Raw genomic sequence first — 25,598 nt, forward strand, 5'->3', positions numbered from 1 at the left:
ATTTGGGGGGCGACCCCCAAGCCCCCGCAGCGTGCTGCTCGCGGAGGTGGCCCAGGCCACGCAGCGGCTCGCCGACGCCGGCGTGCCCTCGCCGCGCACCGACGCGGAGGAACTCGCCGCGTTCGTGCACGGCGTCAAGCGCGGTGAGTTGCACTCCGTCAAGGACTCCGACTTCGACGCCCGCTACTGGGAGGTCATCGCCCGCCGCGAGGCCCGCGAGCCGCTCCAGCACATCACCGGGCGGGCCTACTTCCGGTACCTGGAACTCCAGGTCGGCCCCGGGGTGTTCGTGCCGCGGCCCGAGACGGAGTCCGTGGTCGGCTGGGCCATAGACGCGGTACGGGCCATGGACGTCGTCGAGCCGTGCATCGTCGATCTGTGCACCGGCTCCGGCGCCATCGCGCTCGCCCTCGCCCAGGAGGTGCCGCGCTCGCGCGTGCACGCCGTGGAGCTGTCCGAGGACGCCCTCAGGTGGACCCGCAAGAACGTGGAGGGGTCCAGGGTCGAACTGCGCCAGGGAGACGCCCTGACGGCCTTCCCGGACCTCGACGGACAGGTCGACCTGGTCATCTCCAACCCGCCGTACATCCCGCTCACCGAGTGGGAGTACGTCGCCCCCGAGGCGCGGGACCACGACCCGGAACTGGCCCTGTTCTCCGGCGAGGACGGCCTCGACCTCATCCGCGGCCTGGAGCGCACCGCGCACCGGCTGCTGCGCCCCGGCGGTGTCGTGGTCGTGGAGCACGCGGACACCCAGGGCGGCCAGGTGCCGTGGATCTTCGCCGAGGACCGGGGCTGGACCGACGCGGCCGACCATCCGGACCTGAACAACCGCCCGCGCTTCGCCACGGCCCGCAAGGCGCTGCCGTGAGCGCCCCGCAGTCTTCGCAGTCTTCATCCCAGCAGCACGTGTACGAGGAGGCCAGCTAAAGATGGCACGGCGATACGACACCAACGACGCGACCGACCGTGTGACCGGTCTGCGTGAGGCAGCGTCCGCCGTCCGCCGTGGCGAGCTCGTGGTGCTGCCGACGGACACGGTGTACGGCATCGGCGCCGACGCGTTCTCCTCGGAGGCGGTCGCCGACCTGCTGGAGGCCAAGGGCCGGGGCCGCAACATGCCCACTCCCGTGCTGATCGGCTCCCCGAACACGCTGCACGGGCTCGTCACGGACTTCTCGGAGCTGGCCTGGGAGCTGGTCGACGCCTTCTGGCCCGGCGCGCTCACGCTCGTCGCCAAGCACCAGCCGTCCCTCCAGTGGGACCTGGGCGACACCCGCGGCACGGTCGCCGTGCGCATGCCGCTGCACCCCGTCGCCATCGAGCTGCTGACGGAGGTGGGCCCGATGGCCGTCTCCTCCGCCAACCTGACCGGCCACCCGGCGCCGGAGGACTGCGACGCCGCGCAGGAGATGCTCGGCGACTCCGTCTCCGTCTACCTGGACGGCGGCCCGACCCCCGGCAACGTCCCGTCGTCGATCGTCGACGTGACCCGTGAGGTGCCGCTGCTGCTGCGCGCCGGAGCGCTCTCCGCGGAAGAGCTGCGAAAGGTCGTACCCGACCTCGAGGTGGCGAATTGACGGCCCCTGGAGCGGGGCGTGGCATAGGCAACGGGGAAAGCGCGGCGGAGATCACGACGACGTTCGTGGGGCTTCCGCGTGACAGCTTCCGCATCCTCCACGTCAGTACCGGCAACGTGTGCCGCTCGCCCATCACCGAGCGGCTGACCCGCCATTTCGTGCGGGAGCGGCTCGGGATCCTGGGCGGCGGGCTGATCGTGGAGAGCGCGGGCACCTGGGGTCACGAGGGCGCCCCCATGGAGGCCAACGCGGAGACCGTGCTGGCCGACTTCGGCGCGGACGCCTCCGGCTTCACCGGGCGCGAACTCCTCGACGAGCACGTGATCCGCGCCGACCTGGTGCTGACCGCCACCCGCGACCACCGGGCGCAGGTCATCTCCATGGGGCACTCTGCGGGCCTGCGGACCTTCACGCTCAAGGAGTTCACCCGCCTGGTGAAGGCCATCGACCCGGCGACCCTGCCGCCCCTGGAGGAGGGCGTGGTCACCCGCGCGCGTGCGCTGGTGCGCGCCGCGGCGGCTCTACGCGGGTGGCTGCTGGCCCCGAACGCTGAGGCGGACGAGGTCTACGACCCGTACGGGGCGCCCCTGACGTTCTTCCGGTCCATCGGGGACGAGATACACCAGGCACTCGATCCGGTCGTCACGGCCCTCACGGGCGTCCCCGCAAAGACGTAACGGCCGAGCGCACCGGGGGCCCCGGGCCTACATTGGACGTACGTCACCGTCGACGCCGCCCGGAGCCCACCATGACGGTCACCCCTGCCATCGAGGCCGACCTCCTGCGCCGCCAGGACCCCGAACTCGCCGACATCCTGCTCGGCGAGCGGGAGCGGCAGGCGACGACGCTCCAGCTGATCGCCGCCGAGAACTTCAGCTCGCCGGCCGTCCTGGCCGCCCTCGGCTCGCCGCTCGCCAACAAGTACGCCGAGGGCTACCCCGGAGCGCGCCACCACGGCGGCTGCGAGATCGTCGACGTCGCCGAACGCGTCGCCGTGGACCGGGCCAGGGCGCTGTTCGGCGCCGAGCACGCCAACGTGCAGTCCCACTCCGGCTCTTCGGCCGTCCTGGCCGCCTACGCCGCCCTGCTGCGCCCCGGCGACACCGTCCTCGCCCTCGGCCTGCCGTACGGCGGCCACCTCACGCACGGCTCGCCCGCCAACTTCTCCGGCCGCTGGTTCGACTTCGTCGGATACGGCGTGGAGGCGGAGTCCGGGCTGATCGACCACGACCAGGTGCGCACCCTGGCCCGCACGCGCCGGCCCAAGGCGATCGTGTGCGGCTCGATCGCCTACCCCCGGCACATCGACTACGCGTTCTTCCGGGAGGTCGCCGACGAGGTGGGCGCGTACCTCGTCGCGGACGCCGCGCATCCCATGGGCCTCGTCGCCGGGGGAGCGGCGCCGAACCCGGTGCCGTACGCGGACATCGTCTGTGCGACGACTCACAAGGTGCTGCGGGGCCCGCGCGGCGGCATGATCCTGTGCCGCGCGGAGCTGGCCGAGCGGGTGGACCGGGCCGTGTTCCCTTTCACACAGGGTGGTGCGCAGATGCACACCATCGCCGCCAAGGCAGTCGCGTTCGGGGAGGCGGCAACACCGGCGTTCGCCGTGTACGCCCATCAGGTGGTCGCCAATGCGAGGGTTCTCGCGGCCCGGCTGGCCGCCGAGGGCCTGGTCGTCACCACGGGCGGCACGGACACCCACCTGATCACCGCCGACCCGGCACCGCTCGGAGTCGACGGCCGCACGGCCCGGGGCCGTCTCGCCGCGGCCGGCCTGGTCATGGACTGCTGCGCGCTGCCGCACGGCGACGCCCGGGGACTCAGACTGGGTACGGCCGCCGTCACCACGCAGGGCATGGGCGAGGCGGAGATGGCGCGGATCGCCAAGCTGCTCGCGGGGGTGCTCAGGGGCGTGACGGAGACCGCGAGGGCCCGTGAAGAAGTGCGGGAGCTGGCCGGTGGATTTCCGCCGTATCCCCGCTGAGACGGGGTAAGCGCACCAGGGTGCACAGCTACTCGTGCAACCATCGTCGCTACCCGGAAGTCCCCACTCATATGCGCGCATCGCTAGGGTGTGGGGCTGTGATGGCCAGCGAGACCTGTGGGGAAGCCCGTGCGTGAATACCTGCTGACGCTCTGCATCACGGCCGCGGTGACGTATCTGCTGACAGGGCCGGTACGGAAATTCGCGATCGTGGCCGGAGCGATGCCGGAGATCCGGGCACGTGACGTGCACCGGGAGCCCACTCCGCGGCTCGGCGGGATCGCGATGTTCTTCGGCCTGTGCGCGGGCCTGCTGGTCGCCGACCACCTGACCAACCTCAGCCAGGTCTTCGAGACGTCGAACGAACCCCGGGCGCTGCTGTCCGGGGCGGCGGTGATCTGGCTGATCGGGGTGCTGGACGACAAGTTCGAGATCGACGCCCTGATCAAGCTGGGCGGCCAGATGATCGCCGCGGGCGTCATGGTGGTGCAGGGCCTGACGATCCTGTGGCTGCCGATCCCGGGCATCGGTTCGGTGGCGCTCACTCAGTGGCAGGGCACCCTGCTGACGGTCGCGCTGGTCGTCATCACCATCAACGCGGTCAACTTCGTCGACGGCCTGGACGGTCTCGCGGCCGGCATGGTCTGCATCGCGGCGACCGCGTTCTTCCTGTACGCCTACCGGATCTGGTACTCGTACGGCATCGAGGCCGCCGCCCCCGCCACGCTCTTCTCGGCGATCCTGATGGGCATGTGCCTGGGCTTCCTGCCGCACAACATGCACCCGGCGCGGATCTTCATGGGTGACTCGGGCTCGATGCTGATCGGCCTGGTCCTGGCCGCCGGCGCGATCTCCATCACGGGGCAGGTCGACCCGGACGCGCTCAACCTGTACGTCGGGTCGGAGAAGGAGGCCGTGCACCAGACGGTCCCGGTCTACATCCCGCTGCTGCTGCCGCTGACGATCATCGCGGTCCCGGCCGCCGACCTGATCCTGGCGATCGTGCGCCGCACCTGGCGCGGCCAGTCGCCGTTCGCGGCCGACCGCGGCCACCTGCACCACCGTCTGCTGGAGATCGGTCACTCGCACAGCCGGGCCGTGCTGATCATGTACTTCTGGTCGGCGCTCATCGCCTTCGGGGCGCTGGCCTACTCGGTCAACTCGGCGTCCATGTGGATCGTGCTCGGCATCGTGTTCCTCAGCGCGATCGGCCTGGCCCTGCTCCTGCTGCCGCGCTTCACGCCGCGCACCCCGCGCTGGATGGAGCACTTCGTGCCGCCGCGCTACCGCCGCCGCGGCCTCCCGGCCCTGGCGCCCGACGCCTCGACACCGGCGTCCGTCACGGACCAGCCGGCCTCGCTCGCGCCCGGGAACCGCGCCCCGGTCGTGTCCGGCGTCTCAGGAGTCAACGGCGCGACCGCCATCGGCGCCCGCTCGCGTCCGGCGGACCGGAGCAAGGCCGGGACAAGGTAAGAATCTGACTAGAGCATTGCCAAGTCGTGGGGTTGTGATGGGGGAGCGAAGCGCCCCAATACCAGACAAGTCGGCGGCGTTCTCGCTCAGACGCGCATGTTCACTCTCATGTGTGACTGTGCGCACACCTTCAGGTAAAGACTGCATCAAATAGTTTGTGATACGGTTCACGAGAACCCCCCGGATAGAGCCGAAGGACCGTAGTGCGACGGTCCATTGGTGTGAGGTCTCCACTCAGCCCGGGACTACGCTCGTCCATGACGACACCCCTGCCCCCTGCGAAAGCGGAGTTGCCGCCATGCCGTCCAATGACGCCCGGAACCTTCTGCAGTGCGCTGTGCCCACAGCCGCTGCCGGTGTGGTCGCGGCCGCCGTCAGTGGCGTGGTGGCCGGAGGCAAGGGGGCCGTCGGCGCCGCTGTCGGCGCACTGCTGGCCATCCTCTTCATGGGGATCGGTCTCTACGTTCTCCAATGGACGGCAAAAACGCTCCCGCAGTTGTTCCAGGCCATGGGGCTGATGCTCTATGTCGCCCAGTTGCTGCTTCTTCTCATCTTCGTCGCCCTCTTCAAGGACACCTCTCTCTTCAACGCGAAGGCGTTCGCCATCGGGCTCGTCGTCGCGACCGTCGTGTGGATGGCTGCGCAGGCTCGTGCGCACATGAAGGCCAAGATCTTCTACATCGACCCAGACTCCGAGAAGAGCGAGAAGCCCGAGAAGACCGGGTCGTCGTCGTGACGAGTAGGGGCGCGATAAAGAGCATTGGGAACTCCTGCTATCGTCCGGTGCCAACTGCGGCATCGCGGGCGCGGGCATCTGAGCTGACGCCTGCTCGAACGCGAGGCTCGATGCCCCCCAGCCGCCCTCACATCCGTAACACCAGTCCGGTGCCGACCCGCGGCTGCGCGCCGCGCCGACACAACGAGGTTGCCGTACCTATGCGTCACACCGAAGGAGCCCGCGGTGAGTGCTGACCAGACCCAGCTCGCCTTCGACTGGAGCTGTCGGATCATGTCCGACGGGTGTGGTTTTCCGGCACCGGGCCTGCACTCGTTCCTCTTCAAGCCGATCGCCACGGTCGGGGGGTACGAGTTCAACAAGGTGATGCTGCTCGCCATCATCACCACCGTCCTCGTCATCGGCTTCTTCTGGGCGGCCTTCGGCAAGGCCAAGGTGGTGCCGGGCAAGCTGCAGATGGTCGGCGAGGCCGGATACGACTTCGTCCGCCGCGGCATCGTCTACGAGACCCTCGGCAAGAAGGAGGGCGAGAAGTACGTCCCCCTGATGGTCTCGCTGTTCTTCTTCATCTGGATCATGAACATCTGGTCCGTGATCCCGCTGGCGCAGTTCCCGGTGTCGTCGGTCATCGCGTACCCGGCGGTTCTGGCCGCGGTCGTCTACGTGACCTGGGTCTCGCTGACCTTCAAGCGGCACGGCTTCGTCGGGTTCTTCAAGAACATCACCGGCTACGACAAGTCGCTCGGCCCGGTGCTGCCGCTCGTGATGGTCATCGAGTTCTTCTCGAACCTGCTCGTCCGGCCGTTCACGCACGCCGTCCGACTGTTCGCGAACATGTTCGCCGGTCACCTGATGCTGGTCATGTTCACCGTCGCTTCCTGGTACCTGCTCAACAGCTGGATGATCCCGGCCGCCGGTATCTCCTTCGTGATGACCATGGCCATGATCGTCTTCGAGCTTTTCGTGCAGGCCGTCCAGGCGTACGTCTTCGTACTCCTCGCCTGCACGTACATCCAGGGCGCTCTGGCCGAGCACCACTGAGCCCCTCCGCCCCCGCAAGTCCCAAGAACGTCCGGTGGCCAACCCCCGCCGGTCCGTGAAAGAGAAGGAAGATTCAGCATGGCTGCCACTGAGACCCTCGCCGCTGTCTCCGGTTCGCTCGGCTCCATCGGCTACGGCCTCTCCGCCATCGGCCCCGGCATCGGCGTCGGCATCATCTTCGGTAACGGCACCCAGGCCCTCGCCCGCCAGCCCGAGGCGGCCGGCCTGATCCGCGCCAACCAGATCCTGGGCTTCGCGTTCTGTGAGGCGCTCGCCCTCATCGGCATCGTTATGCCGTTCGTGTTCGGTCAGTAATTTCCTGCTCACCGACACGTTTCGACGAAAGGCACTGATGTGATCGCCAACCTGGTGCAGCTGGCGGCCGAGGAAGAGCAGAACCCGCTCGTTCCTCCCGGCCCCGAGCTGCTCGTCGGCACCATCGCCTTCGCCATCGTGTTCTTCTTCTTCTGGAAGAAGCTGCTTCCGAACATCAACAAGGTTCTGGAGGAGCGCCGCGCGGCGATCGAAGGCGGTATCGAAGAGGCCGAGACCATGAAGGTCGAGGCCCAGAGCGTCCTTGAGCAGTACAAGGCACAGCTCGCCGAGGCCCGGCACGAGGCCGCGCGCCTGCGCCAGGAGGCGCAGGAGCAGGGTGCCGCCCTCATCGCCGAGATGCGGGCCGAGGGCCAGCGTCAGCGCGAGGAGATCGTCGCCGCCGGTCACGCCCAGATCGAGGCCGACCGCAAGGCCGCGTCGTCCGCGCTGCGTCAGGACGTCGGCAAGCTCGCCACCGACCTGGCCGGCAAGCTCGTCGGCGAGTCCCTCGAGGACCACGCCCGTCAGAGCCGCGTGATCGACCGGTTCCTCGACGACCTCGAGGAGAAGGCCGAGGCCGGCCGATGAACGGAGCGAGCCGCGAGGCCCTGGCAGCCGCACGAGAGCGTCTCGACGCGCTCACGGACTCCACGTCCGTGGACGCCGGCTCGCTCGCCGACGAGCTGGCCGCCGTCACCGCGCTGCTCGACCGCGAGGTGTCGCTGCGTCGGGTCCTGACCGACCCGGCGCAGGCCGGTGAGTCCAAGGCCGAACTGGCCCAGCGCCTGCTCGGCACCCAGGTCAGCGGCCCGGCCGCCGACCTGGTCGCCGGAATGGTGCGCTCCCGCTGGTCGCAGTCGCGCGACCTGGTGGACGCGCTGGAGGAGCTGGCCGACACCGCCGACCTCACCGCCGCGCAGAAGGCGGGCAAGCTCGACGACGTCGAGGACGAGCTGTTCCGCTTCGGGCGGATCGTCTCCGGCAGCACCGAGCTGCGTGCCGCGCTGACCGACCGCAAGGCCACCACCTCGGCCAAGAGCGAGCTGCTGCGCGGTCTGCTCGGCGGCCGGGCGCAGGCGGCCACCGAGCGTCTGGTGACGCGCCTTGTGACCGCGCCGCGGGGACGTAGCCTGGAGTCGGGACTGGAGTCCCTGTCCAAGCTCGCCGCCGAGCGCCGGGACCGCATGGTCGCCGTCGTCACGTCGGCGGTACCGCTGAGCGACGCGCAGAAGCAGCGCCTGGGCGCAGCCCTCGCCAAGCTCTACGGCCGCAAGATGCACCTCAACCTGGACGTGGACCCCGAGGTCCTCGGCGGGATCCGGGTGCAGGTCGGCGACGAGGTCATCAACGGCGCTCTGGTGGACCGCATCGAGGACGCCAGCCGCCGGCTCGCCGGCTGAGCAGCAACTCAATAGGCATTACGTACTTACGACGGCCCTGGTTGGGCCGTGCAGAAGAATCCTGGGGGTCGCCCCCAGACCCCCAAAGTGAAACTTCGGGCCCAACAAGGAGAGCAGGGAACCCAGATGGCGGAGCTCACGATCCGGCCGGAGGAGATCCGGGACGCGCTGGAGAACTTCGTCCAGGCGTACAAGCCGGACGCGGCCTCGCGCGAGGAGGTCGGTACGGTCACCTTCGCCGGCGACGGTATCGCGAAGGTCGAGGGTCTGCCCTCGGTCATGGCCAACGAGCTGCTGAAGTTCGAGGACGGCAGCCTCGGTCTCGCCCTCAACCTCGAGGAGCGCGAGATCGGCTGTGTCGTCCTCGGCGAGTTCAGCGGTATCGAGGAGGGTCAGCCGGTCTCCCGTACCGGTGAGGTTCTCTCCGTCGCGGTGGGCGAGGGCTACCTCGGCCGCGTGGTGGACCCCCTCGGCAACCCGATCGACGGCCTCGGCGAGATCGAGACCGACAGCCGTCGCGCCCTGGAGCTTCAGGCTCCGGGCGTCATGGTCCGTAAGTCGGTGCACGAGCCGATGGAGACGGGCTACAAGGCCGTCGACACCATGACCCCGATCGGCCGTGGCCAGCGTCAGCTGATCATCGGCGACCGCCAGACCGGCAAGACCGCCCTGGCCGTCGACACGATCATCAACCAGCGCGACAACTGGCGCTCGGGCGACCCGAACAAGCAGGTCCGCTGCATCTACGTCGCCATCGGCCAGAAGGGCTCCACCATCGCCGGCGTGCGCGGCGCTCTGGAGGAGGCCGGCGCGCTGGAGTACACGACCATCGTCGCCGCCCCGGCGTCCGACCCGGCCGGCTTCAAGTACCTGGCGCCGTACACCGGTTCGGCCATCGGCCAGCACTGGATGTACCAGGGCAAGCACGTCCTGATCATCTTCGACGACCTGTCGAAGCAGGCCGACGCCTACCGCGCCGTGTCGCTGCTGCTGCGCCGCCCGCCGGGCCGTGAGGCCTACCCGGGTGACGTCTTCTACCTGCACTCCCGTCTGCTGGAGCGCTGCGCGAAGCTCTCCGACGAGATGGGTGCCGGCTCGATGACCGGTCTGCCGATCGTCGAGACCAAGGCCAACGACGTCTCGGCGTTCATCCCGACCAACGTCATCTCCATCACCGACGGCCAGTGCTTCCTGGAGTCGGACCTGTTCAACGCCGGTCAGCGCCCCGCGCTGAACGTCGGTATCTCGGTCTCCCGAGTCGGTGGCTCCGCCCAGCACAAGGCGATCCGCCAGGTCTCCGGCCGTCTGCGTGTGGACCTCGCCCAGTTCCGTGAGCTGGAGGCGTTCGCCGCCTTCGGTTCCGACCTGGACGCCGCGTCCAAGGCGCAGCTGGAGCGTGGTCAGCGCATGGTCGAGCTGCTGAAGCAGCCGCAGTACCAGCCGATGGCCACCGAGGACCAGGTCGTCTCCATCTGGGCCGGCACCACCGGCAAGATGGACGAGGTTCCGGTCGTCGACATCCGCCGCTTCGAGAAGGAGCTGCTGGAGTACCTGCACCGCAAGGAGCAGGGTCTGCTGACCTCCATCCGCGAGGGCGGCAAGATGTCGGACGACACGCTCCAGGCCATGGCCGACGCCATCGCGGAGTTCAAGAAGCAGTTCGAGACCTCCGACGGCAAGCTGCTCGGCGAGGACGCCCCGGCTGCCGGCAAGTGACGTAAGGAAGGGACCTGACTCATGGGAGCCCAGCTCCGGGTCTACAAGCGTCGCATCCGTTCCGTCACCGCGACCAAGAAGATCACGAAGGCGATGGAGATGATCGCCGCCTCGCGCGTCGTCAAGGCGCAGCGCAAGGTGGCGGCGTCCACGCCGTACGCGACCGAGCTCACCCGGGCGGTCGCGGCGGTCGCCACCGGATCGAACACCAAGCACCCGCTGACGACGGAGCCGGAGAACCCGACCCGCGCCGCGGTCCTGCTCCTCACGAGCGACCGCGGCCTGGCCGGCGCCTTCAACTCCAACGCCATCAAGGCCGCGGAGAGGCTCACGGCGAAGCTCGAAGGTGAGGGCAAGGAGGTCGTCAGCTACATCGTCGGCCGCCGTGGTCTCGCCCACTACAACTTCCGCGAGCGCAAGGTCGCGGAGTCGTTCACGGGCTTCACCGACGAACCGTCGTACGCGGACGCCAAGAAGGTCGCGGCCCCGCTGATCGAGGCGATCGAGACGGAGACGGCGGAGGGCGGCGTGGACGAGCTCCACATCGTCTACACCGAGTTCGTGTCGATGATGACGCAGACGGCCATCGAGGCCCGGCTCCTGCCGCTCAGCCTCGACGAGGTCGCCGAGGAGGCCAAGCCCGGCAAGGGCGAAATCCTCCCGCTGTTCGACTTCGAGCCCTCGGCGGAGGACGTCCTGGACGCCCTCCTGCCGCGCTACGTCGAGAGCCGCATCTACAACGCGCTGCTCCAGTCGGCCGCCTCCAAGCACGCCGCCACGCGGCGCGCGATGAAGTCGGCCACCGACAACGCCGGAGAGCTCATCGAGACGCTCACCCGGCTTGCCAACCAGGCCCGCCAGGCCGAAATCACCCAGGAAATCAGCGAGATCGTCGGTGGCGCCAGTGCCCTGGCCGACGCGACCGCGGGGAGTGACCGATAAATGACCACCACTGTTGAGACCGCGACGGCTACGGGCCGCGTCGCCCGGGTCATCGGCCCGGTCGTCGACGTGGAGTTCCCCGTCGACGCGATGCCCGAGATCTACAACGCCCTGCACGTCGAGGTCGCCGACCCGGCGCTCGCGGGCGAGAAGAAGACGCTGACCATGGAGGTCGCCCAGCACCTGGGTGACGGCCTGGTCCGCGCGATCTCCATGCAGCCCACCGACGGCCTGGTCCGCCAGGCCCCGGTGACCGACACCGGTGCGGGCATCACCGTCCCGGTCGGCGACTTCACCAAGGGCAAGGTGTTCAACACCCTCGGTGAGGTGCTGAACAGCGACGAGGTCCACGAGGGCGAGCGCTGGTCCATCCACCGCAAGGCCCCCGCGTTCGACCAGCTCGAGTCGAAGACCGAGATGTTCGAGACGGGCCTGAAGGTCGTCGACCTTCTCACCCCGTACGTCAAGGGCGGCAAGATCGGTCTGTTCGGTGGTGCCGGTGTCGGCAAGACCGTGCTGATCCAGGAAATGATCATGCGTGTCGCCAACCTCCACGAGGGCGTCTCCGTCTTCGCGGGCGTCGGCGAGCGCACCCGTGAGGGCAACGACCTCATCGCGGAGATGGAAGAGTCCGGCGTTCTGGACAAGACCGCCCTGGTCTTCGGCCAGATGGACGAGCCCCCGGGCACCCGTCTGCGCGTGGCCCTGGCCGGCCTGACGATGGCGGAGTACTTCCGTGACGTCCAGAAGCAGGACGTGCTGTTCTTCATCGACAACATCTTCCGCTTCACCCAGGCCGGTTCCGAGGTGTCGACCCTGCTCGGCCGTATGCCCTCCGCGGTGGGCTACCAGCCGAACCTGGCAGACGAGATGGGTGTCCTCCAGGAGCGCATCACCTCGACCCGTGGTCACTCGATCACCTCGATGCAGGCGATCTACGTCCCCGCGGACGACCTGACCGACCCGGCCCCGGCCACCACCTTCGCCCACCTCGACGCGACGACGGTTCTGTCCCGTCCGATCTCCGAGAAGGGCATCTACCCGGCCGTGGACCCGCTGGACTCCACGTCCCGGATCCTCGACCCGCGGTACATCTCGGCGGACCACTACAACGCCGCGATGCGCGTGAAGAACATCCTGCAGAAGTACAAGGACCTTCAGGACATCATCGCGATCCTCGGTATCGACGAGCTCGGCGAGGAGGACAAGCTCGTCGTCCACCGTGCCCGTCGCGTGGAGCGCTTCCTGTCCCAGAACACCCACGCCGCCAAGCAGTTCACCGGCGTGGACGGTTCGGACGTGCCGCTGGACGAGTCGATCGCCGCGTTCAACGCGATCTGCGACGGCGAGTACGACCACTTCCCGGAGCAGGCGTTCTTCATGTGCGGTGGTCTCGAGGACCTGAAGAAGAACGCGAAGGAGCTGGGCGTCTCCTGAGCCTCGCGCTCGATACGTGAGCCTCGTGCTCATGACGGAGGGGGCGGGCGCGTCCCGCCCCCTCCGTCACGCCCCTTAGACTTGTAACCAACACCCGGCACTCCCGCCGGGTGGTGACCCGAGGAGCCACCCTTGGCTGCTGAGCTGCACGTCGCGCTGGTCGCGGCCGACCGTGAGGTCTGGTCCGGCCAGGCCACCCTGGTCGTCGCGCGCACCACGTCCGGCGACATCGGCGTCATGCCCGGTCACCAGCCGCTGCTCGGTGTGCTGGAGTCGGGCCCGGTGACCATCCGTACGAGTGATGGCGGGACGGTCGTCGCCGCGGTCCACGGCGGTTTCATCTCGTTCGCGGACGACAAGCTGTCCCTGCTGGCCGAGGTCGCGGAGCTGTCGGACGAGATCGATGTCCAGCGCGCGGAGCAGGAGCTGGAGCGTGCGAAGGCGGAGGACGACGCGGAGGCCCAGCGCCGCGCGGACGTCCGTCTGCGTGCGGCCACGGCGGCGCGCTGACCCCGCCCGCCGTGTGATGACGTCACTCAGCCGCGGCTGGGTACCGGAGAGATCCGGACCCAGCCGCGGCTGAGGTGGATGTGGGTGTTTTTTACGTTCCGTTACCTAGGAGACGAGGAGGTCGGTGTCGATGGTCCTCGCTCTGACTGTGTGCGGAATTGTCGTGGCTCTCGTCGTGGTGGGACTGTTCGTCTTCGGTCTGCGTCGCCGGCTCATCCAGCGCTCGGGCGGCACCTTCGACGCCAGCCTGCGCTGGGACACCCCGGAGCAGAGCGACGCCAACGGCAAGGGCTGGGCCTACGGGGTGGCCCGGTACAACGGCGACCGCGTCGAGTGGTTCCGTGTCTTCTCGTACTCCCCACGCCCCCGCCGGATCCTGGAGCGGTCCGCGATCGAGGTGGCCGGCCGCCGGGTCCCGGAGGGCGAGGAGGAGCTGGCGCTCCTCTCCGACCACGTGATCCTCACCTGTCTGCACCGGGGGACCCGGCTGGAGCTGGCCATGAGCGAGGACGCGCTGACCGGTTTCCTCGCGTGGCTTGAGGCAGCCCCGCCCGGACAGCGAGTGAATGTGGCGTAGCCACATTCACTCGCTGGGTGGAGGTCCCCCCGGACGAAGCCTGGGGGAGCGTCAATGTGGCTTAGCTGTTCTTAGCCGAGCCCGTTGTTGATGGCCGTCACCAGTTCACCGTTGCCGGTGTCGCCGCTGAACTCCCAGAAGAACGCGCCGCCCAGGCCCTGGTTCCTGGCCCAGGTCATCTTCCCGGCGATCGTCGCGGGAGTGTCGTACGACCACCAGTTGCTGCCGCAGTGCGCGTACGCGGTGCCCGCGATCGTGCCGGTGACCGGGCAGGCGTTCTTGAGGACCTTGTAGTCCTCGATGCCGGCCTCGTACGTGCCGGGAGCCGCGCCGGTCGCCGTGCCGCCGGGGGCGGACTGGGTGACGCCGGTCCAGCCGCGGCCGTAGAAGCCGATGCCGAGCAGGAGCTTGGCGGACGGGACGCCCTTCGCCTTCAGCTTGGCGATGGCGTCGGCCGAGTTGAAGCCCGTCTGCGGGATGCCGGGGTACGAGGTGAGCGGGGAGTGCGGGGCGGTCGGGCCGTCCTTGTCGAAGGCGCCGAAGTAGTCGTACGTCATCACGTTGTACCAGTCGAGGTACTGCGCGGCGCCGCCGTAGTCGGCCGCGTCGATCTTGCCGCCGGAGGAGCCGTCGGCGGTGATGGCCGCGGTGACGAGGTAGTCCGGGCCGAACTCGGCACGCAGTGCCTGGGAGAGGTTCCTGAACGCCGCCGGGCCCGAGGTGTCGCAGGTCAGGCCGCAGGCGTTCGGGTACTCCCAGTCGATGTCGATGCCGTCGAAGACGTCGGCCCAGCGCGGGTCCTCGACGACGGCCTTGCAGGACTTGGCGAAGGCGGCCGCGTTCTGCGCTGCCTGGCCGAAGCCGCCCGAGTAGGTCCAGCCGCCGAACGAGTACAGCACCTTGATGTGCGGGTACTTGGCCTTGAGCTGGCGGAGCTGGTTGAAGTTGCCGCGCAGCGGCTGGTCCCAGGTGTCGGCGGCGCCGCTGACGGACTGGTCGGCGGTGTAGGCCTTGTCGTAGGCGGCGTAGGTGTCGTCGACCGTGCACTGGCCGTTCTTCACGTTGCCGAACGCGTAGTTGATGTGCGTGATCTTCGACGCCGAACCCGAGGTCACCAGGTTCTTGACGTGGTAGTTGCGGCCGTAGACGCCCCACTCGGTGAAGTAGCCGAGCTTGATCTTGTCGCCGGTGGGCGGCTCGGTGGTGCCGCCGGTGGTGCGGACCTTCACCGCGCCGCTGACCGGGCCGGTCTGGTCGGCGGTGTCGCGGGCCTGGACCGAGTAGGAGTAGTCGGTGCCCTTGGTCAGGCCGGTGTCCGTGTACGACGTGGTCGTCACCGTGGCGACCTTGGTGCCGTCGCGCAGGACGTCGTAGTTCTTGACGCCCTTGTCGTCGGTGGCGGCGGACCAGGTCAGCTTCACCGAGGTGTCGGTGATGCCGGAGGCGGTGGGGGTGCCGGGGGCGCTCGGAGCGCTGTCGCCGGGCTCGGTGGTGCCGCCGTCGCAGCTGCCGCCGTTGAGCTCACAGTTGGCGGGGGAGCCGGAGCCGGTGCCGTTGAAGCCGAAGGAGACGGAGGCACCGGGGGCGAGGGTGCCGTTCCAGGACTTGTTCTTCGCGGTCCAGTGGGTGCCGGAGGAGGTGACGTCGGCGTCCCAGGCGGAGGTGACGGACGTGCCGGAGGGGAAGTCCCATTCAACGGTCCAGGAGCTGAGGGTCGTGGTCCCGGTGTTCTTCACCGTCCACTTGCCTTCGAAGCCGGAGCCCCAGTCCTGCGTCTTGGTATAGCTGGCGGTGGCGGATGTCGCGGCCTGGGCCGGGCTCGCGAGGCCGACGAGACCGGCCAGCGGGAGCAACAGGGTCGCGAACCCTGCCGCGGCTCTGTGTCTGAAGCGCATGCTGCGCCTCCTCGATGGAGTTGTGGGGGCGTGACTGAGCCTCACGCCCACTCATGGTGCGGTGAGAATAGGAAGGTCTGGACCACCGGTCAATAGGTCTGGACCACCGCGGCCGTACTGATCTGCGACCGGATCAGATCCCCAACTCCTGTGCCAGGACGGCCGCTTGCACCCGACTGCGCAGCTCCAGCTTCCCCAGCATTCGGCTGACGTGCGTCTTCACGGTCGCCTCGGCCATGTCGAGCCGCTCGGCGATGCCCGCGTTGGACAGGCCCTCGCCCAGGCAGGACAGCACCTCCCGCTCGCGCCGGGTCAGCCGGTCGAGGACAGCCGGATCCGCCGCCGGCTCCCGTGCCGGTTTCGCGGCGAACTCCGCGATCAGCCGCCGGGTGACCGCCGGGGCGATCAGCCCCTCCCCGCCTGCCACCGTCCGGACGGCCTCCAGCAGGTCCTTCGCCTCGGTGTTCTTCAGCAGGAAGCCGGACGCGCCCGCCCGCAGCGCCCCGAAGACGTACTCGTCGAGGTCGAAGGTGGTCAGCACCAGCACGTCGGCGAGCCGTTCGCCGACGACCTGCCGGGTCGCCGACACCCCGTCCAGGCGCGGCATCTGAACGTCCATCAGCACCAGGTCCGGCCGCAGCTCGCGGGCCAGCGCCACCGCCTGTTCGCCGTCCGCCGCCTCGCCGACCACCTCGATGTCGGGCGCGCTGCGCAGGATGAGGACCAGGCCCGCGCGGACGGCGGACTGGTCCTCGGCGACCAGGACGCGGATCATGCGGTGTCTCCTTCGGCGGTGTCGTGCAGGGGGAGGGTGGCGCGTACGGCCCAGACCTTGCCGTCGGGCGAGTCCTCGGGACCGGCTTCGAACGTGCCGTCGAGCAGGGCGGCGCGCTCGCGCATGCCGATGAGCCCGGCGCCCGAGCCGGGGACGCTCGGCTGGTCCCGGTCACCGTACGGGCTGGTCACCGAGACGGTCAGGCCACCGTCTCGGCGGGCGAGGGCGACGGCGACCCGGCCGGGGCCGGCGTGCTTGAGGGCGTTGGTGAGGGACTCCTGCACGATGCGGTAGGCGGCGAGTTCGACGGGCGCGGGAACCGCCCCGTGGGCGGCGTCGAGGGTGATGTCGAGGCCGTTGGCGCGCGCGTTCTCGACCAGGGCACCGAGACCGTCGAGCGTGGGGGCGGCGACCGGCTCGGTGTCGCCGCTGGAGTCCCGGAGGATCCCGATGAGCCGCCGCATCTCCGCGAGCCCCTCCACGCTGTTCTCGCGGATGACGGCCAGCGCCTCCTGGGAGGTCTTCGGGTCCTGGAGGGAGAGCGCGGCGGTGGAGTGGATGGCGATCGCGGAGAGGTGGTTGGCGACCATGTCGTGCAGCTCGCGAGCCATTCTGGCGCGCTCGGCGGTGACGGCCTGGGTGCGGTCCATCTCGGCGAGCAGCGCGGTCTGCTCGGCGCGCAGCCGGGCCGCCTCGGCGGCGTCGCGGTGGTTGCGGACGATCAGGCCGGTGGCGGCGGGCCCGAAGGCCACCACGCCGATGATCACGCCGAGCAGCAGCGCCTCCGGCTCGCGCCACAACGCGAACGGCACCACGGTCCCGGCCAGCGAGAGCAGCCCGGTGATCCGCGGGATGCGGTGGGCCGAGGCGGGCGGGCCGTACAGGACGGCCGCGTACATGAGGTCGGTGTACATCAGGACGGTGACCAGGTTGCCCTGGGTGACGGTGTCCAGGGCGAGCGCGGCCGTGCCGGCCAGCAGGGCCGCGCGCGGGGCGGTCCGGCGCAGCAGCTCGCAGCCGGCCATGACGAGCAGCGGCAGCAGGACCGGCCAGCGGCCCGGCAGCAGCACGTACGCCTCGGTGTGCGGACGGGTGGCCAGACCCACACCCCAGAGCAGCAGCCCACCGAGCAGGCCGCCGAGCGCGACGTAGACGTCGAAGCGGCGTGGGCGGGGGAGTCGTACGGCCATGCCACCATCCAACACGGCTGTCCCGCCGTGTGCGTGGACCCCGCGGAGGGTCCGTCGCTGCATCTTTCGATGTACCGCGGGTTCGTCAGTCGCGACGACGATTCCGCCCGCGCCGACCGGGAGCCTTGAAGGGTGACCGAGAGGAGCGAACCTTGATCGTCGCCTTGATCGCCGCCTGTGAGATCGGCTTCTGGGTGCTGCTGGCGGCCGGGCTGGGTGCCCGCTACCTGCTGCGCATGCCGCGCCTGGGGCTGGGCCTGCTGCTGTGCGAGCCGCTGCTGGAGGTCGTCCTGCTGGTCGCCACCGCGCTTGACCTGAAGAACGGCGCCGAGCCGAACTGGACGCACGGCCTGGCCGCGCTGTACATCGGCTACACCGTGGGGCACGGTCACCGCACCGTGAAGTGGCTCGACGGCCATGCGGCCCACCGCTTCGGCGGCGCCCCGCCGCCACAGCGGCCCCCGCGCTACGGCATGGCCCGGGCCCGTCACGAGGGCAAGGTCTGGATGGGCACGCTGGTGGGCGCGGCCGTCGCGACCGTGCTGCTCCAGATCGCCATCTGGTACGTCGACGACCCGAGCCGCGTCACCTCCCTGGAGAGCTGGCGCTACGCGGCCTGGCGCGCGGCCGGCATCCACGGCCTGGTCGCCCTGAGTTACTGGATCTGGCCGCGGAAGCATCCGGCGGGTGAACCGGCGGTCGCGCAGGAGAAGGAGAGGGTGCGGTGACGAGCAAGGCCCGCGGGAACCTTGTGGAAGGGATCGTCACCTTCCTGATCGGCCTGGGGTTGTGGCTGTTCACCGGCGACGTGGAGGTCCCCGTCGTCACTCTCACCAAGGTCGGTGTCGTGATGATGTGCGTCGGCGGCGTGCTGGCCGCCGCCGGGCTGTGGCAGGGCACGCGGCGCAGGACCTGAGGGTCAGCGCTCCCCGCCCGGCACCCACAGCACGTCCCCGACCTCCTTGTTCGCCGTCCTGGCCAGGATGAACAGGAGGTCGGAGAGGCGGTTGAGGTAGGTCGCCGTCAGGGGGTTCATCACCTCGCCGTGTGCCTCCAGGGCCGCCCACGTCGAGCGTTCCGCCCGGCGGACCACGGTGCAGGCCTGGTGGAGCAGGGCCGCGCCGGGGGTGCCGCCGGGGAGGATGAAGGAGCGGAGCTTCTCCAGGCCCTCCAGGAAGTGGTCGCAGTCCGCCTCCAGCTTGTCGACGTAGGACTGCTCGACCCGCAGGGGCGGGAACTCCGGGTTCTCCACCACCGGCGTCGACAGGTCCGCACCCACGTCGAACAGGTCGTTCTGCACGCGGGTGAGGACCTTGACGACCTCCTCGTCCAGGCCGCCCAGCGCGATCGCCGTGCCGATCACCGCGTTCGCCTCGTTGGCGTCGGCGTACGCGGCGATCCGCAGGTCGGTCTTGGCGACCCGGCTCATGTCGCCGAGGGCGGTCGTGCCCTGGTCGCCGGTCCTGGTGTAGATGCGCGTCAGATTGACCATGTGGCCAGCGTAGTTACCCTCCGGCCGTTCGGAACACGCGTGTGCCCACTGTCACGGACAGGGCCGTGAAGCCGACGGCCACCAGGACGCCGTACAGCATGTGTGCCGTGGCGTAGGAGCCGACGTAGGCGTCCCGGACGGCGTCGACCAGATGGCGGAACGGCATGAGGTGGGAGAGGACGTCCAGCCAGGCCGGTCCCAGGGTCATCGGCAGCATCAGGCCCGACAGGAGCATGGACGGCATGGTCAGCGCGTTGATCGCCGGACCGAAGCTCTGCGGGGTGCTCAGCTTCATGGCCAGCGCGTACGACAGTGAGGCCAGCGAAAGCGAGAGCAGGGCGACGAAGGCGAACCCGATCAGCACGCCGGGCAGCGGGGCCCGCAGGCCCATCGCCACCGCCGCCAGCACCAGCAGCACGGCCTGGAAGACGAACACCGTGGCGTCCCGCAGCACCCGGCCGAGCAGCAGCGCCAGCCGGCTGACGGGAGTGACGCGCATGCGCTCGACCACGCCCTGGCCCTTCTCGAGGATGATCGCGAAGCCCGCGAAGGACGCCCCGAACAGGCCGAGTTGCAGCAGCAGGCCGGGGACGAGCACCTGCCAGGAGCTGCCCCGCTCGCCGAGCGGCAGATCCGTCAGCAGGGGGCCGAAGAAGAGCAGGTACAGCAGCGGCATCAGCACACCGAACAGCAGCGCGAAACGGGAGCGCAGAGACTGGCGGAGATAGCGCCCGTAGACGAGCGCGGTGTCGTGCAACAGCATCGGGAATCCTCTACGTCTTTACGTCTCTGCGACCTATACGGCGACGGGAGTCCGGTCGGCCGGCGCGGCGCTGCGGCCGGTGATGGCGAGGAAGGTGTCCTGGAGCGAGGCGTCGAGGGAGCCGCCGTACCGGAGCTTCAGCGCGCTAGGGGGGCCCTCGGCGACGACCGTCCCGTGGTCGACGACGACCAGCCGGTCGGAGAGGGCGTCGGCCTCGTCGAGGTAGTGCGTGGTCAGGAAGACGGTCGTGCCGTGCTCGTCGCGCAGCCGGCGCACCAGGTCCCACAGGTCGGCGCGGCTGCCCGGGTCGAGCCCGGTCGTCGGCTCGTCGAGGAACAGCACCTTCGGGCGGTGGGTCAGCGCCATCGCGATGTCCAGGCGGCGCCGCTGCCCGCCGGAGAGCGCGACGCACTTGCGGTCGAGCAGCTCGGTGAGGCCCAGGTCGCGGGCCAGCTCCTCGGCGCGCTCGGCGGCCCGCGCCTTGGTCAGCCGGTACAGACGCCCCTGCGTGACGAGCTCCTCCCGCACGCTGATCTGCGGGTCGACCCCGCCGGACTGCGCCACGTAGCCGCAGGCCCGCCGCACCCCGGCCGGGTCGGTCGCCAGGTCGCAGCCCGCCACCGTGGCGGCGCCGCCGGTCGGTTCCAGCAGGGTCGTCAGCATCCGCAGGGTCGTCGTCTTGCCGGCCCCGTTCGGGCCGAGGAAGCCGAGGATCTCGCCCTCGCGGACGGTCAGGTCGATGCCGCGCACGGCCTGGACCGGGCCGCGCTTGGTCTGGAAGGTACGCGCCAGGGCGGACGTACTGATGATTGCCATGCCCCACAGAAAAACAGAGTCTCTTAAATTTTGCAATGACACCAAGTTTTGAGAGTCACCAGGGAAGCTAGGATTCGGGCATGGCAGAGGGGCTCAGGGAGCGGAAGAAGCGCGAGACCAGGCAGCGCATCTCGGACATCGCCACCGGGCTGTTCCTGGAGCACGGGTTCGTGACCGTGACGATCGCGGACGTGGCGGAGGCGGCCGACGTCTCCGTGAACACCGTCTACAACTACTTCCCGGCCAAGGAGGACCTCTTCTTCGACCGCTCCCAGGGGGTCGTCGACCGGCTCTCCCGCTGGGTGCGCGGCCGGGACGCGGGGGAGTCGGCCGCCGGGGCGGTGCTGCGCGAGCTGCGCGCCGAGATCGAGGCCGTCTCGCCCCGGATGGGCCTCGTCGAGGGCTACGACCGCTTCATGCGCTGCATCGAGGAGGCGCCGCCGCTGCGCTCCCGGCTGTGGAGCATCCAGCAGGAGGTCCAGGACAACCTGGAGGCGACCCTCCGCGAGGAGACGGACGCCGGGGACGCCGACCCGCTGCCCAGGCTGATCGCCGGTCAGATCTGCTGGGTCCACGGCACCGTCTTCGTCGCGATCGGCCGCGAGATGACCAAGGGGCGCAACCCGGACGAAGTGTCACGGGAGATGCTCGTCCTCCTCGACGACATCGAGGAGCTGTTGAGCCGGAAGGTGCTCAACTACGCCGTCCGGGGCGCGGGATGACCCCTGCCGGTGTGATGTCCGTCATGTGAGACGTGACGCGCATTACTTACTGGTCACACAGGCCCTCACGAACGCTAGTGTCCGCCGGAGAGGCAGACATAAACAGCGCGTCAGGGGAGTCGCACAGTGGCACGGAAGCTCGCCGTCATCGGAGCCGGCCTCATGGGATCCGGCATCGCCCAGGTCTCCGCACAGGCGGGCTGGGACGTGGTCCTGCGCGACGTCACCGACGAGGCGCTGAGGCGGGGCACCGACGGCATCAAGGCCTCGTACGACAAGTTCGTCGCCAAGGGCAAGCTGGAGGCGCACGACGCCGACGCCGCCCTCGCCCGCATCACCGCGACCACCGACCTGGACGCCGCGGCCGACGCGGACGTCGTCGTCGAGGCCGTGTTCGAGAAGCTCGAGGTCAAGCACGAGATCTTCCGCGCCCTCGACAAGCTCGTGAAGGACGAGGCGATCCTCGCCTCCAACACCTCCGCCATCCCGATCACCAAGATCGCGGCCGCGACGGAGCGCCCCGAGCGGGTCGTCGGCACGCACTTCTTCTCGCCGGTGCCGATGATGCAGCTGTGCGAACTGGTCCGCGGCTACAAGACCAGCGACGAAACCCTCGCCAAGGCCCGTGAGTTCGCCGAGTCGGTCGGCAAGACCTGCATCGTCGTCAACCGCGACGTCGCCGGCTTCGTGACGACCCGTCTCATCTGCGCCCTGGTCGTCGAGGCCGCGAAGCTCCAGGAGTCGGGCGTGGCGAGCGCCGAGGACATCGACCTGGCCTGCAAGCTGGGCTTCGGTCACGCCATGGGCCCGCTGGCGACGGCGGACCTGACGGGCGTCGACATCCTGCTGCACGCCACGAGCAACATCTACACCGAGTCCCAGGACGAGAAGTTCGCGCCGCCCGAGTCGATGCGCCGGATGGTTGACGCCGGTGACATCGGGCGCAAGAGCGGGCAGGGCTTCTACAAGCACTGAAACCGCACATGCCCCGGGAGCATCACACCCCCGGGTGAATTCGGTATCGGTTCGCTTACAAGAAGCAACCTCTGCCCCCCTTACGCAGTCAGAGGTTGCATCACCGGCATCAGAACGCGGAGCACGAGACGCACGCACGGGGAGCGCATATGCACATCAGGGGCGACCACGCCGAGCTGGTCGTCGGGGGCCGCCTCGACGTCCGGAGCGCGGCGGACGCCCGTACGGTCCTGCACTCGGCCGTCGACGACGGAGTCGGCGACCTGGTGCTGGACCTGTCCGAACTGGACTCCTGGGACGCCACCGGACTCGGTGTGATCATGGGGGCTCACCGGCGAGCCGGCCGCTGCGGCCGGCGCCTGGTCCTGCGCGGCGTGCCGCCGCAGATGCAGCGCCTGCTGGTGGCCACCCGACTGCACCGGATCCTGGCGATCGAGGGGGGCATCGGGGTGGAGACATTGCCTCGCGTGTGACGGCCCGTACGGGTGTGAACCGGGAGACCGGGGAGACCCGGACGGACGTTGTCGAATCGTGCGACGCGCACAATCCTCACGAGACCGTGACGTCTCGGACGGCGCGGTACCCCGGACTGTCGTAGATACTGTGCGAAGGTTTAGGGTTCGGCTGCCCGCTGCCTTGAAACCCTATCTGCGGGCCCGGACCAGAAGCGACAGCGCGGTGTGCAGCAAGGCCGGGAGGGGCTTTTCAGAGCACACACACGCTTTTGGGGGGCTTTGACCTATGGACCCGAACACCGGGGAACCCGAGGGGTATGGCCACGACGGCGACGAGCAGTCGCCGCGCCAGCGCCCGCCCAGGGAATCCCTCACACCCGACTTCAGCCAGCACGCGCCCGCGCTCGCCCGCACCGTGCAGCTGGTCTCCGGCGACTTCCTGCTGACCGTCAACCCCGTCGACGGCAGCGAGATAGAAGCCTGCCCGCCCGCCGAACGGCCCGCCCGGCCCGTGAAGCTCACGACGGCGGAGCGTGCCGAGGCCGAGCGCGCGGCCCGGCCCCCCGTCCCGCCCGGCCCCGCACAGCCCAGCCTGCCGCTGCTGGCCCGCCAGGACGAACGCGAGCGACTGGTGCGCCTGCTCGCCCGCGGCCGCTCGGTCCGCCTCACCGGCCCCGCCGGCTGCGGCCGCACCCGCCTCCTCGACCTGGTCTCCGAGGACTGCTCCGACCTCGCCCCCGACGGCGTCGTCCGCCTGAACGGCTTCGGCCGCACCTCCGGCGACCTGCTGTACGACCTCTTCCACGCGGTCTACAACGCCCCGCTGCACCGCCCGGACCGGGACGAACTTCTCACCCATGTTCGTGAGATCGGCGCGGTCGTCGTCATCGACGACCTCGAGTTCGGCGGCGGCGGGCTCGACGAGCTGCTGGAGGCGACCCCCGAGTGCGCCTTCCTGCTCGGTGCCACCCCGGACGTGCCGGCGCCCTCCGCCGACGCCGCCGTCGAGGAGGTCCTCCTCGGCGGCCTGGAGCGCGCCGCCGGGCTCGACCTGCTGGAACACGCCGTCGGCCGGCCCCTCACCGAGGAGGAGTCCAACTGGGCGGGCGACCTCTGGTTCGAGTCCGAGGGTCTGCCGCTGCGCTTCGTCCAGGCCGGTGCCCTGCTGCGGCAGCGCGACCGGCTGCGTGCCGGGACGAGCGCCGTCGACGAGTTCGGCGTTTTCGAGGACGCGCCCCCGGCCGACGCGTACGAGGCCGCCGACGGCGACGACGTACCGCTGCCCTCGCTCGGCGAGGCCGCCGCCCCCGCGCCGCTGCTCGCCTCCCGCCTGAGCGCCTCCGCGCGCGCCACCCTGCGGTTCGCCGTCGCCCTCGGCGGCGAGGTGCCGCACCAGGCGCATCTGCCCGCCCTGGTCGGTGACACCCACGCGGACGCCGCGCTCGGCGAACTGGCCGCCTGCGGCCTGGTGTCCCCGGTCGGCTCCCGCTACCGGCTCGCCGCCGGTGTCCTGACCCAGCTGGAGGCCGCCGGTTACGCCGACGAGGCCGGGGCCGGCGCCCGCAGCGCCGCCCAGCACTACTCCTGGTGGGCCGGGCACCCCTCGGTCACCCCGGAGCGCGTGTGCGCCGAGGCCGACGCGCTCCTGGCCGCCCTGGCCGTGCTCGGGCCGCTCACCAGCCCGCCCGCCGAGGGCGAGGAGAGCCCGGCCGTGCACCTGGCGCGCACCGCCGCACCCGCGTTCGCCGCCGGACTGCACTGGAGCGCCTGGGAACGCGTCCTGCGCACCGGCGCCGAGGCGGCCCGGCTCGCCGCGGACGTCGCCGAAGAGGCGTACTTCCACCACGAGCTCGGCATCCTCGCCCTGTGCGGCGGACAGCTCGACCGGGCCCGCGCCGAACTGGAGGCCTCCATCGGCCTGCGCGGTGCCCTCTCCGACAAGCGCGGCACCGTCGCCGGCCGCCGTGCCCTCGCCCTGGTCGCCGACCGCTCGGGCACTCCGATCGGACTCGGGCCGACCGCGGGGGAGGAGGTCCCCGACGCCCGGTACGAGGAGTCGGCGTCCCCGGCCGGCGGTGTTCCGGCGGCCTTCCCGACCCTCCAGCAGCCCCCCTCGCCGGCCCTGGTCACCCACCACAGCTCGTCCGCGCCCTCCCGCAAGGCCCGGGGCGGCCTCAAGGGCCTGGCCCGGCGCAACCTCGTGGCCTCCGGCGCCGGTGCCCTGCTCGTCGCCGTGCTCGGCACGGTCGTGACGCTCGGCGCCACGTCCGACAACCAGCCGAACCCGCCGTCCGACCAGGTCGGCGTCAACCCCTCGGCCAGCCAGGGCATCAACGACGGCAGCCTCGGCGCGGACCGGCCGGCGAACGACGGCGACGGCGACACGGGTGCGGCGACGAGCCGCCCGACCGACCCGGGCCCGGACGGCACGCCGGGCACCTCGGACGATCCGACGCCGACGGGCGGTCCCAGCGGTTCCCCGGACCCGAGCGACTCCGGATCGACGTCGAAGCCGCCCACGACCTCGAAGCCGCCGACCACGTCCAAGCCGCCGACGACGTCCAAGCCACCCACGACGTCGAAGCCGCCGACCACGTCCCAGCCGCCGACGACGTCCAAGCCACCCACGTCCCAGCCGCCGACCTCACAGCCGCCGACGTCCCAGCCTCCGACCTCGCAGCCGTCCACCTCGGACTCGGCCAGCGGCCCGGCGTCGAGCGCCCCCGCGAGCACTACCGCGAGCGCGCCGGAGAGCAGCCCGGACCCGGTGATCTGACGGCCGGACACACGGCAGGGCCGGG

Annotated in this window: 27 protein-coding genes; 21 read left to right on the forward strand and 6 right to left on the reverse strand. The window is 70.1% G+C overall.

The window, feature by feature from the left end:
- The first annotated feature begins 31 nt into the window (after positions 1 to 31).
- From prmC to ABFX81_RS19090, 15 genes are all read left to right on the forward strand, one after another.
- On the forward strand, positions 32 to 871 hold the full coding sequence (gene prmC / locus ABFX81_RS19020) for a peptide chain release factor N(5)-glutamine methyltransferase (RefSeq protein WP_086852636.1): 840 nt from the start codon (positions 32 to 34) through the stop codon (positions 869 to 871).
- 61 nt (positions 872 to 932) lie between these two features.
- Positions 933 to 1,580, forward strand: coding sequence for an L-threonylcarbamoyladenylate synthase (locus ABFX81_RS19025; RefSeq protein ID WP_020272587.1), 648 nt, complete (start codon positions 933 to 935; stop codon positions 1,578 to 1,580).
- The gene (locus tag ABFX81_RS19030) at positions 1,577 to 2,257 is read left to right on the forward strand and encodes an arsenate reductase/protein-tyrosine-phosphatase family protein (RefSeq protein WP_059417218.1); all 681 of its coding nucleotides are present in this window, start codon (positions 1,577 to 1,579) and stop codon (positions 2,255 to 2,257) included. Before ABFX81_RS19025 ends, ABFX81_RS19030 begins: the two co-directional genes overlap by 4 nt.
- 71 nt (positions 2,258 to 2,328) lie before the next feature.
- Positions 2,329 to 3,567, forward strand: a complete 1,239-nt coding sequence (locus ABFX81_RS19035; RefSeq protein WP_086852635.1) for a serine hydroxymethyltransferase — start codon at positions 2,329 to 2,331, stop codon at positions 3,565 to 3,567.
- 129 nt (positions 3,568 to 3,696) lie between these two features.
- Positions 3,697 to 5,040 (forward strand): MraY family glycosyltransferase, encoded by a 1,344-nt coding sequence (locus ABFX81_RS19040; protein ID WP_086852633.1) that lies wholly within the window; start codon positions 3,697 to 3,699, stop codon positions 5,038 to 5,040.
- 298 nt (positions 5,041 to 5,338) lie between these two features.
- A complete protein-coding gene (locus tag ABFX81_RS19045; RefSeq protein WP_086852631.1) occupies positions 5,339 to 5,776 on the forward strand; it encodes a Cg1360 family ATP-synthase-associated protein in 438 nt (145 codons plus the stop codon).
- A gap of 225 nt (positions 5,777 to 6,001) precedes the next feature.
- Positions 6,002 to 6,817: a F0F1 ATP synthase subunit A gene (gene atpB / locus ABFX81_RS19050; RefSeq protein WP_487222176.1), complete on the forward strand. Its 816-nt coding sequence runs from the start codon at positions 6,002 to 6,004 to the stop codon at positions 6,815 to 6,817.
- A 78-nt stretch (positions 6,818 to 6,895) separates the two neighbouring features.
- Positions 6,896 to 7,132 carry an ATP synthase subunit c family protein gene (locus tag ABFX81_RS19055; protein ID WP_010040161.1) on the forward strand — a complete coding sequence of 79 codons (237 nt, stop codon included), beginning with the start codon at positions 6,896 to 6,898 and terminating at the stop codon, positions 7,130 to 7,132.
- A gap of 39 nt (positions 7,133 to 7,171) precedes the next feature.
- Positions 7,172 to 7,720, forward strand: a complete 549-nt coding sequence (locus ABFX81_RS19060; protein WP_086852629.1) for a F0F1 ATP synthase subunit B — start codon at positions 7,172 to 7,174, stop codon at positions 7,718 to 7,720.
- The gene (locus ABFX81_RS19065; protein ID WP_086852627.1) at positions 7,717 to 8,532 is read left to right on the forward strand and encodes a F0F1 ATP synthase subunit delta; all 816 of its coding nucleotides are present in this window, start codon (positions 7,717 to 7,719) and stop codon (positions 8,530 to 8,532) included. The genes ABFX81_RS19060 and ABFX81_RS19065 overlap by 4 nt, the downstream gene beginning before the upstream one ends.
- A gap of 126 nt (positions 8,533 to 8,658) precedes the next feature.
- On the forward strand, positions 8,659 to 10,248 hold the full coding sequence (atpA, locus tag ABFX81_RS19070) for a F0F1 ATP synthase subunit alpha (protein WP_086852625.1): 1,590 nt from the start codon (positions 8,659 to 8,661) through the stop codon (positions 10,246 to 10,248).
- 21 nt (positions 10,249 to 10,269) lie between these two features.
- On the forward strand, positions 10,270 to 11,190 hold the full coding sequence (locus ABFX81_RS19075; protein ID WP_086852623.1) for a F0F1 ATP synthase subunit gamma: 921 nt from the start codon (positions 10,270 to 10,272) through the stop codon (positions 11,188 to 11,190).
- Complete coding sequence (atpD, locus tag ABFX81_RS19080; protein ID WP_086852620.1) at positions 11,191 to 12,627, forward strand: F0F1 ATP synthase subunit beta; 1,437 nt, start codon at positions 11,191 to 11,193, stop codon at positions 12,625 to 12,627.
- Between the two features lie 132 nt (positions 12,628 to 12,759).
- Entirely contained in the window at positions 12,760 to 13,137 is a 378-nt protein-coding gene (locus ABFX81_RS19085; RefSeq protein ID WP_053670581.1) for a F0F1 ATP synthase subunit epsilon, read from the forward strand.
- Positions 13,138 to 13,267: 130 nt separating this feature from the next.
- Positions 13,268 to 13,714: a DUF2550 family protein gene (locus ABFX81_RS19090; protein WP_086852617.1), complete on the forward strand. Its 447-nt coding sequence runs from the start codon at positions 13,268 to 13,270 to the stop codon at positions 13,712 to 13,714.
- A gap of 71 nt (positions 13,715 to 13,785) precedes the next feature.
- Here ABFX81_RS19090 and ABFX81_RS19095 read toward each other — a convergent pair whose 3' ends face one another.
- From ABFX81_RS19095 to ABFX81_RS19105, 3 genes are all read right to left on the reverse strand, one after another.
- On the reverse strand, positions 13,786 to 15,609 hold the full coding sequence (locus ABFX81_RS19095; RefSeq protein WP_086852615.1) for a glycosyl hydrolase family 18 protein: 1,824 nt from the start codon (positions 15,607 to 15,609) through the stop codon (positions 13,786 to 13,788).
- A 133-nt stretch (positions 15,610 to 15,742) separates the two neighbouring features.
- Positions 15,743 to 16,384, reverse strand: coding sequence for a response regulator (locus ABFX81_RS19100; RefSeq protein WP_086852613.1), 642 nt, complete (start codon positions 16,382 to 16,384; stop codon positions 15,743 to 15,745).
- Positions 16,381 to 17,574 carry a histidine kinase gene (locus tag ABFX81_RS19105; RefSeq protein WP_086852611.1) on the reverse strand — a complete coding sequence of 398 codons (1,194 nt, stop codon included), beginning with the start codon at positions 17,572 to 17,574 and terminating at the stop codon, positions 16,381 to 16,383. The genes ABFX81_RS19100 and ABFX81_RS19105 overlap by 4 nt, the downstream gene beginning before the upstream one ends.
- A 152-nt stretch (positions 17,575 to 17,726) precedes the next feature.
- Here ABFX81_RS19105 and ABFX81_RS19110 point away from each other — a divergent pair, with 152 nt between their 5' ends.
- Both ABFX81_RS19110 and ABFX81_RS19115 read left to right on the forward strand, forming a co-directional pair.
- Positions 17,727 to 18,302 (forward strand): hypothetical protein, encoded by a 576-nt coding sequence (locus tag ABFX81_RS19110; protein WP_086852609.1) that lies wholly within the window; start codon positions 17,727 to 17,729, stop codon positions 18,300 to 18,302.
- Positions 18,299 to 18,490, forward strand: coding sequence for a DUF5708 family protein (locus ABFX81_RS19115; RefSeq protein WP_086852607.1), 192 nt, complete (start codon positions 18,299 to 18,301; stop codon positions 18,488 to 18,490). Before ABFX81_RS19110 ends, ABFX81_RS19115 begins: the two co-directional genes overlap by 4 nt.
- A 3-nt stretch (positions 18,491 to 18,493) precedes the next feature.
- On the opposite strand, the gene ABFX81_RS19120 is transcribed toward ABFX81_RS19115, so the two are convergent.
- Genes ABFX81_RS19120 through ABFX81_RS19130 form a run of 3 tightly spaced genes read right to left on the reverse strand, consistent with a single transcriptional unit; the run spans position 18,494 to position 20,645 of the window.
- Positions 18,494 to 19,066: a cob(I)yrinic acid a,c-diamide adenosyltransferase gene (locus ABFX81_RS19120; RefSeq protein WP_059417203.1), complete on the reverse strand. Its 573-nt coding sequence runs from the start codon at positions 19,064 to 19,066 to the stop codon at positions 18,494 to 18,496.
- A gap of 13 nt (positions 19,067 to 19,079) precedes the next feature.
- A complete protein-coding gene (locus tag ABFX81_RS19125) occupies positions 19,080 to 19,829 on the reverse strand; it encodes an ABC transporter permease (RefSeq protein WP_086852606.1) in 750 nt (249 codons plus the stop codon).
- A gap of 33 nt (positions 19,830 to 19,862) precedes the next feature.
- Positions 19,863 to 20,645: an ATP-binding cassette domain-containing protein gene (locus ABFX81_RS19130; protein ID WP_086852604.1), complete on the reverse strand. Its 783-nt coding sequence runs from the start codon at positions 20,643 to 20,645 to the stop codon at positions 19,863 to 19,865.
- Positions 20,646 to 20,725: 80 nt separating this feature from the next.
- Between ABFX81_RS19130 and ABFX81_RS19135 the strand changes: the two genes are divergently transcribed.
- The 4 genes from ABFX81_RS19135 (at position 20,726) to ABFX81_RS19150 (ending at position 25,573) form a co-directional block, all read left to right on the forward strand.
- Positions 20,726 to 21,367, forward strand: a complete 642-nt coding sequence (locus tag ABFX81_RS19135) for a TetR family transcriptional regulator (RefSeq protein ID WP_086852602.1) — start codon at positions 20,726 to 20,728, stop codon at positions 21,365 to 21,367.
- Positions 21,368 to 21,493: 126 nt separating this feature from the next.
- Entirely contained in the window at positions 21,494 to 22,342 is an 849-nt protein-coding gene (locus ABFX81_RS19140; RefSeq protein ID WP_086852600.1) for a 3-hydroxybutyryl-CoA dehydrogenase, read from the forward strand.
- Between the two features lie 149 nt (positions 22,343 to 22,491).
- Positions 22,492 to 22,815: an STAS domain-containing protein gene (locus ABFX81_RS19145; RefSeq protein WP_003993003.1), complete on the forward strand. Its 324-nt coding sequence runs from the start codon at positions 22,492 to 22,494 to the stop codon at positions 22,813 to 22,815.
- 268 nt (positions 22,816 to 23,083) lie between these two features.
- The gene (locus tag ABFX81_RS19150; protein WP_346138356.1) at positions 23,084 to 25,573 is read left to right on the forward strand and encodes an ATP-binding protein; all 2,490 of its coding nucleotides are present in this window, start codon (positions 23,084 to 23,086) and stop codon (positions 25,571 to 25,573) included.
- The last annotated feature ends 25 nt before the right edge of the window (positions 25,574 to 25,598 follow it).

It is taken from the genome of Streptomyces coeruleofuscus, from assembly GCF_039532725.1.
GTDB classification, from domain to species: Bacteria; Actinomycetota; Actinomycetes; order Streptomycetales; family Streptomycetaceae; genus Streptomyces; species Streptomyces coeruleofuscus.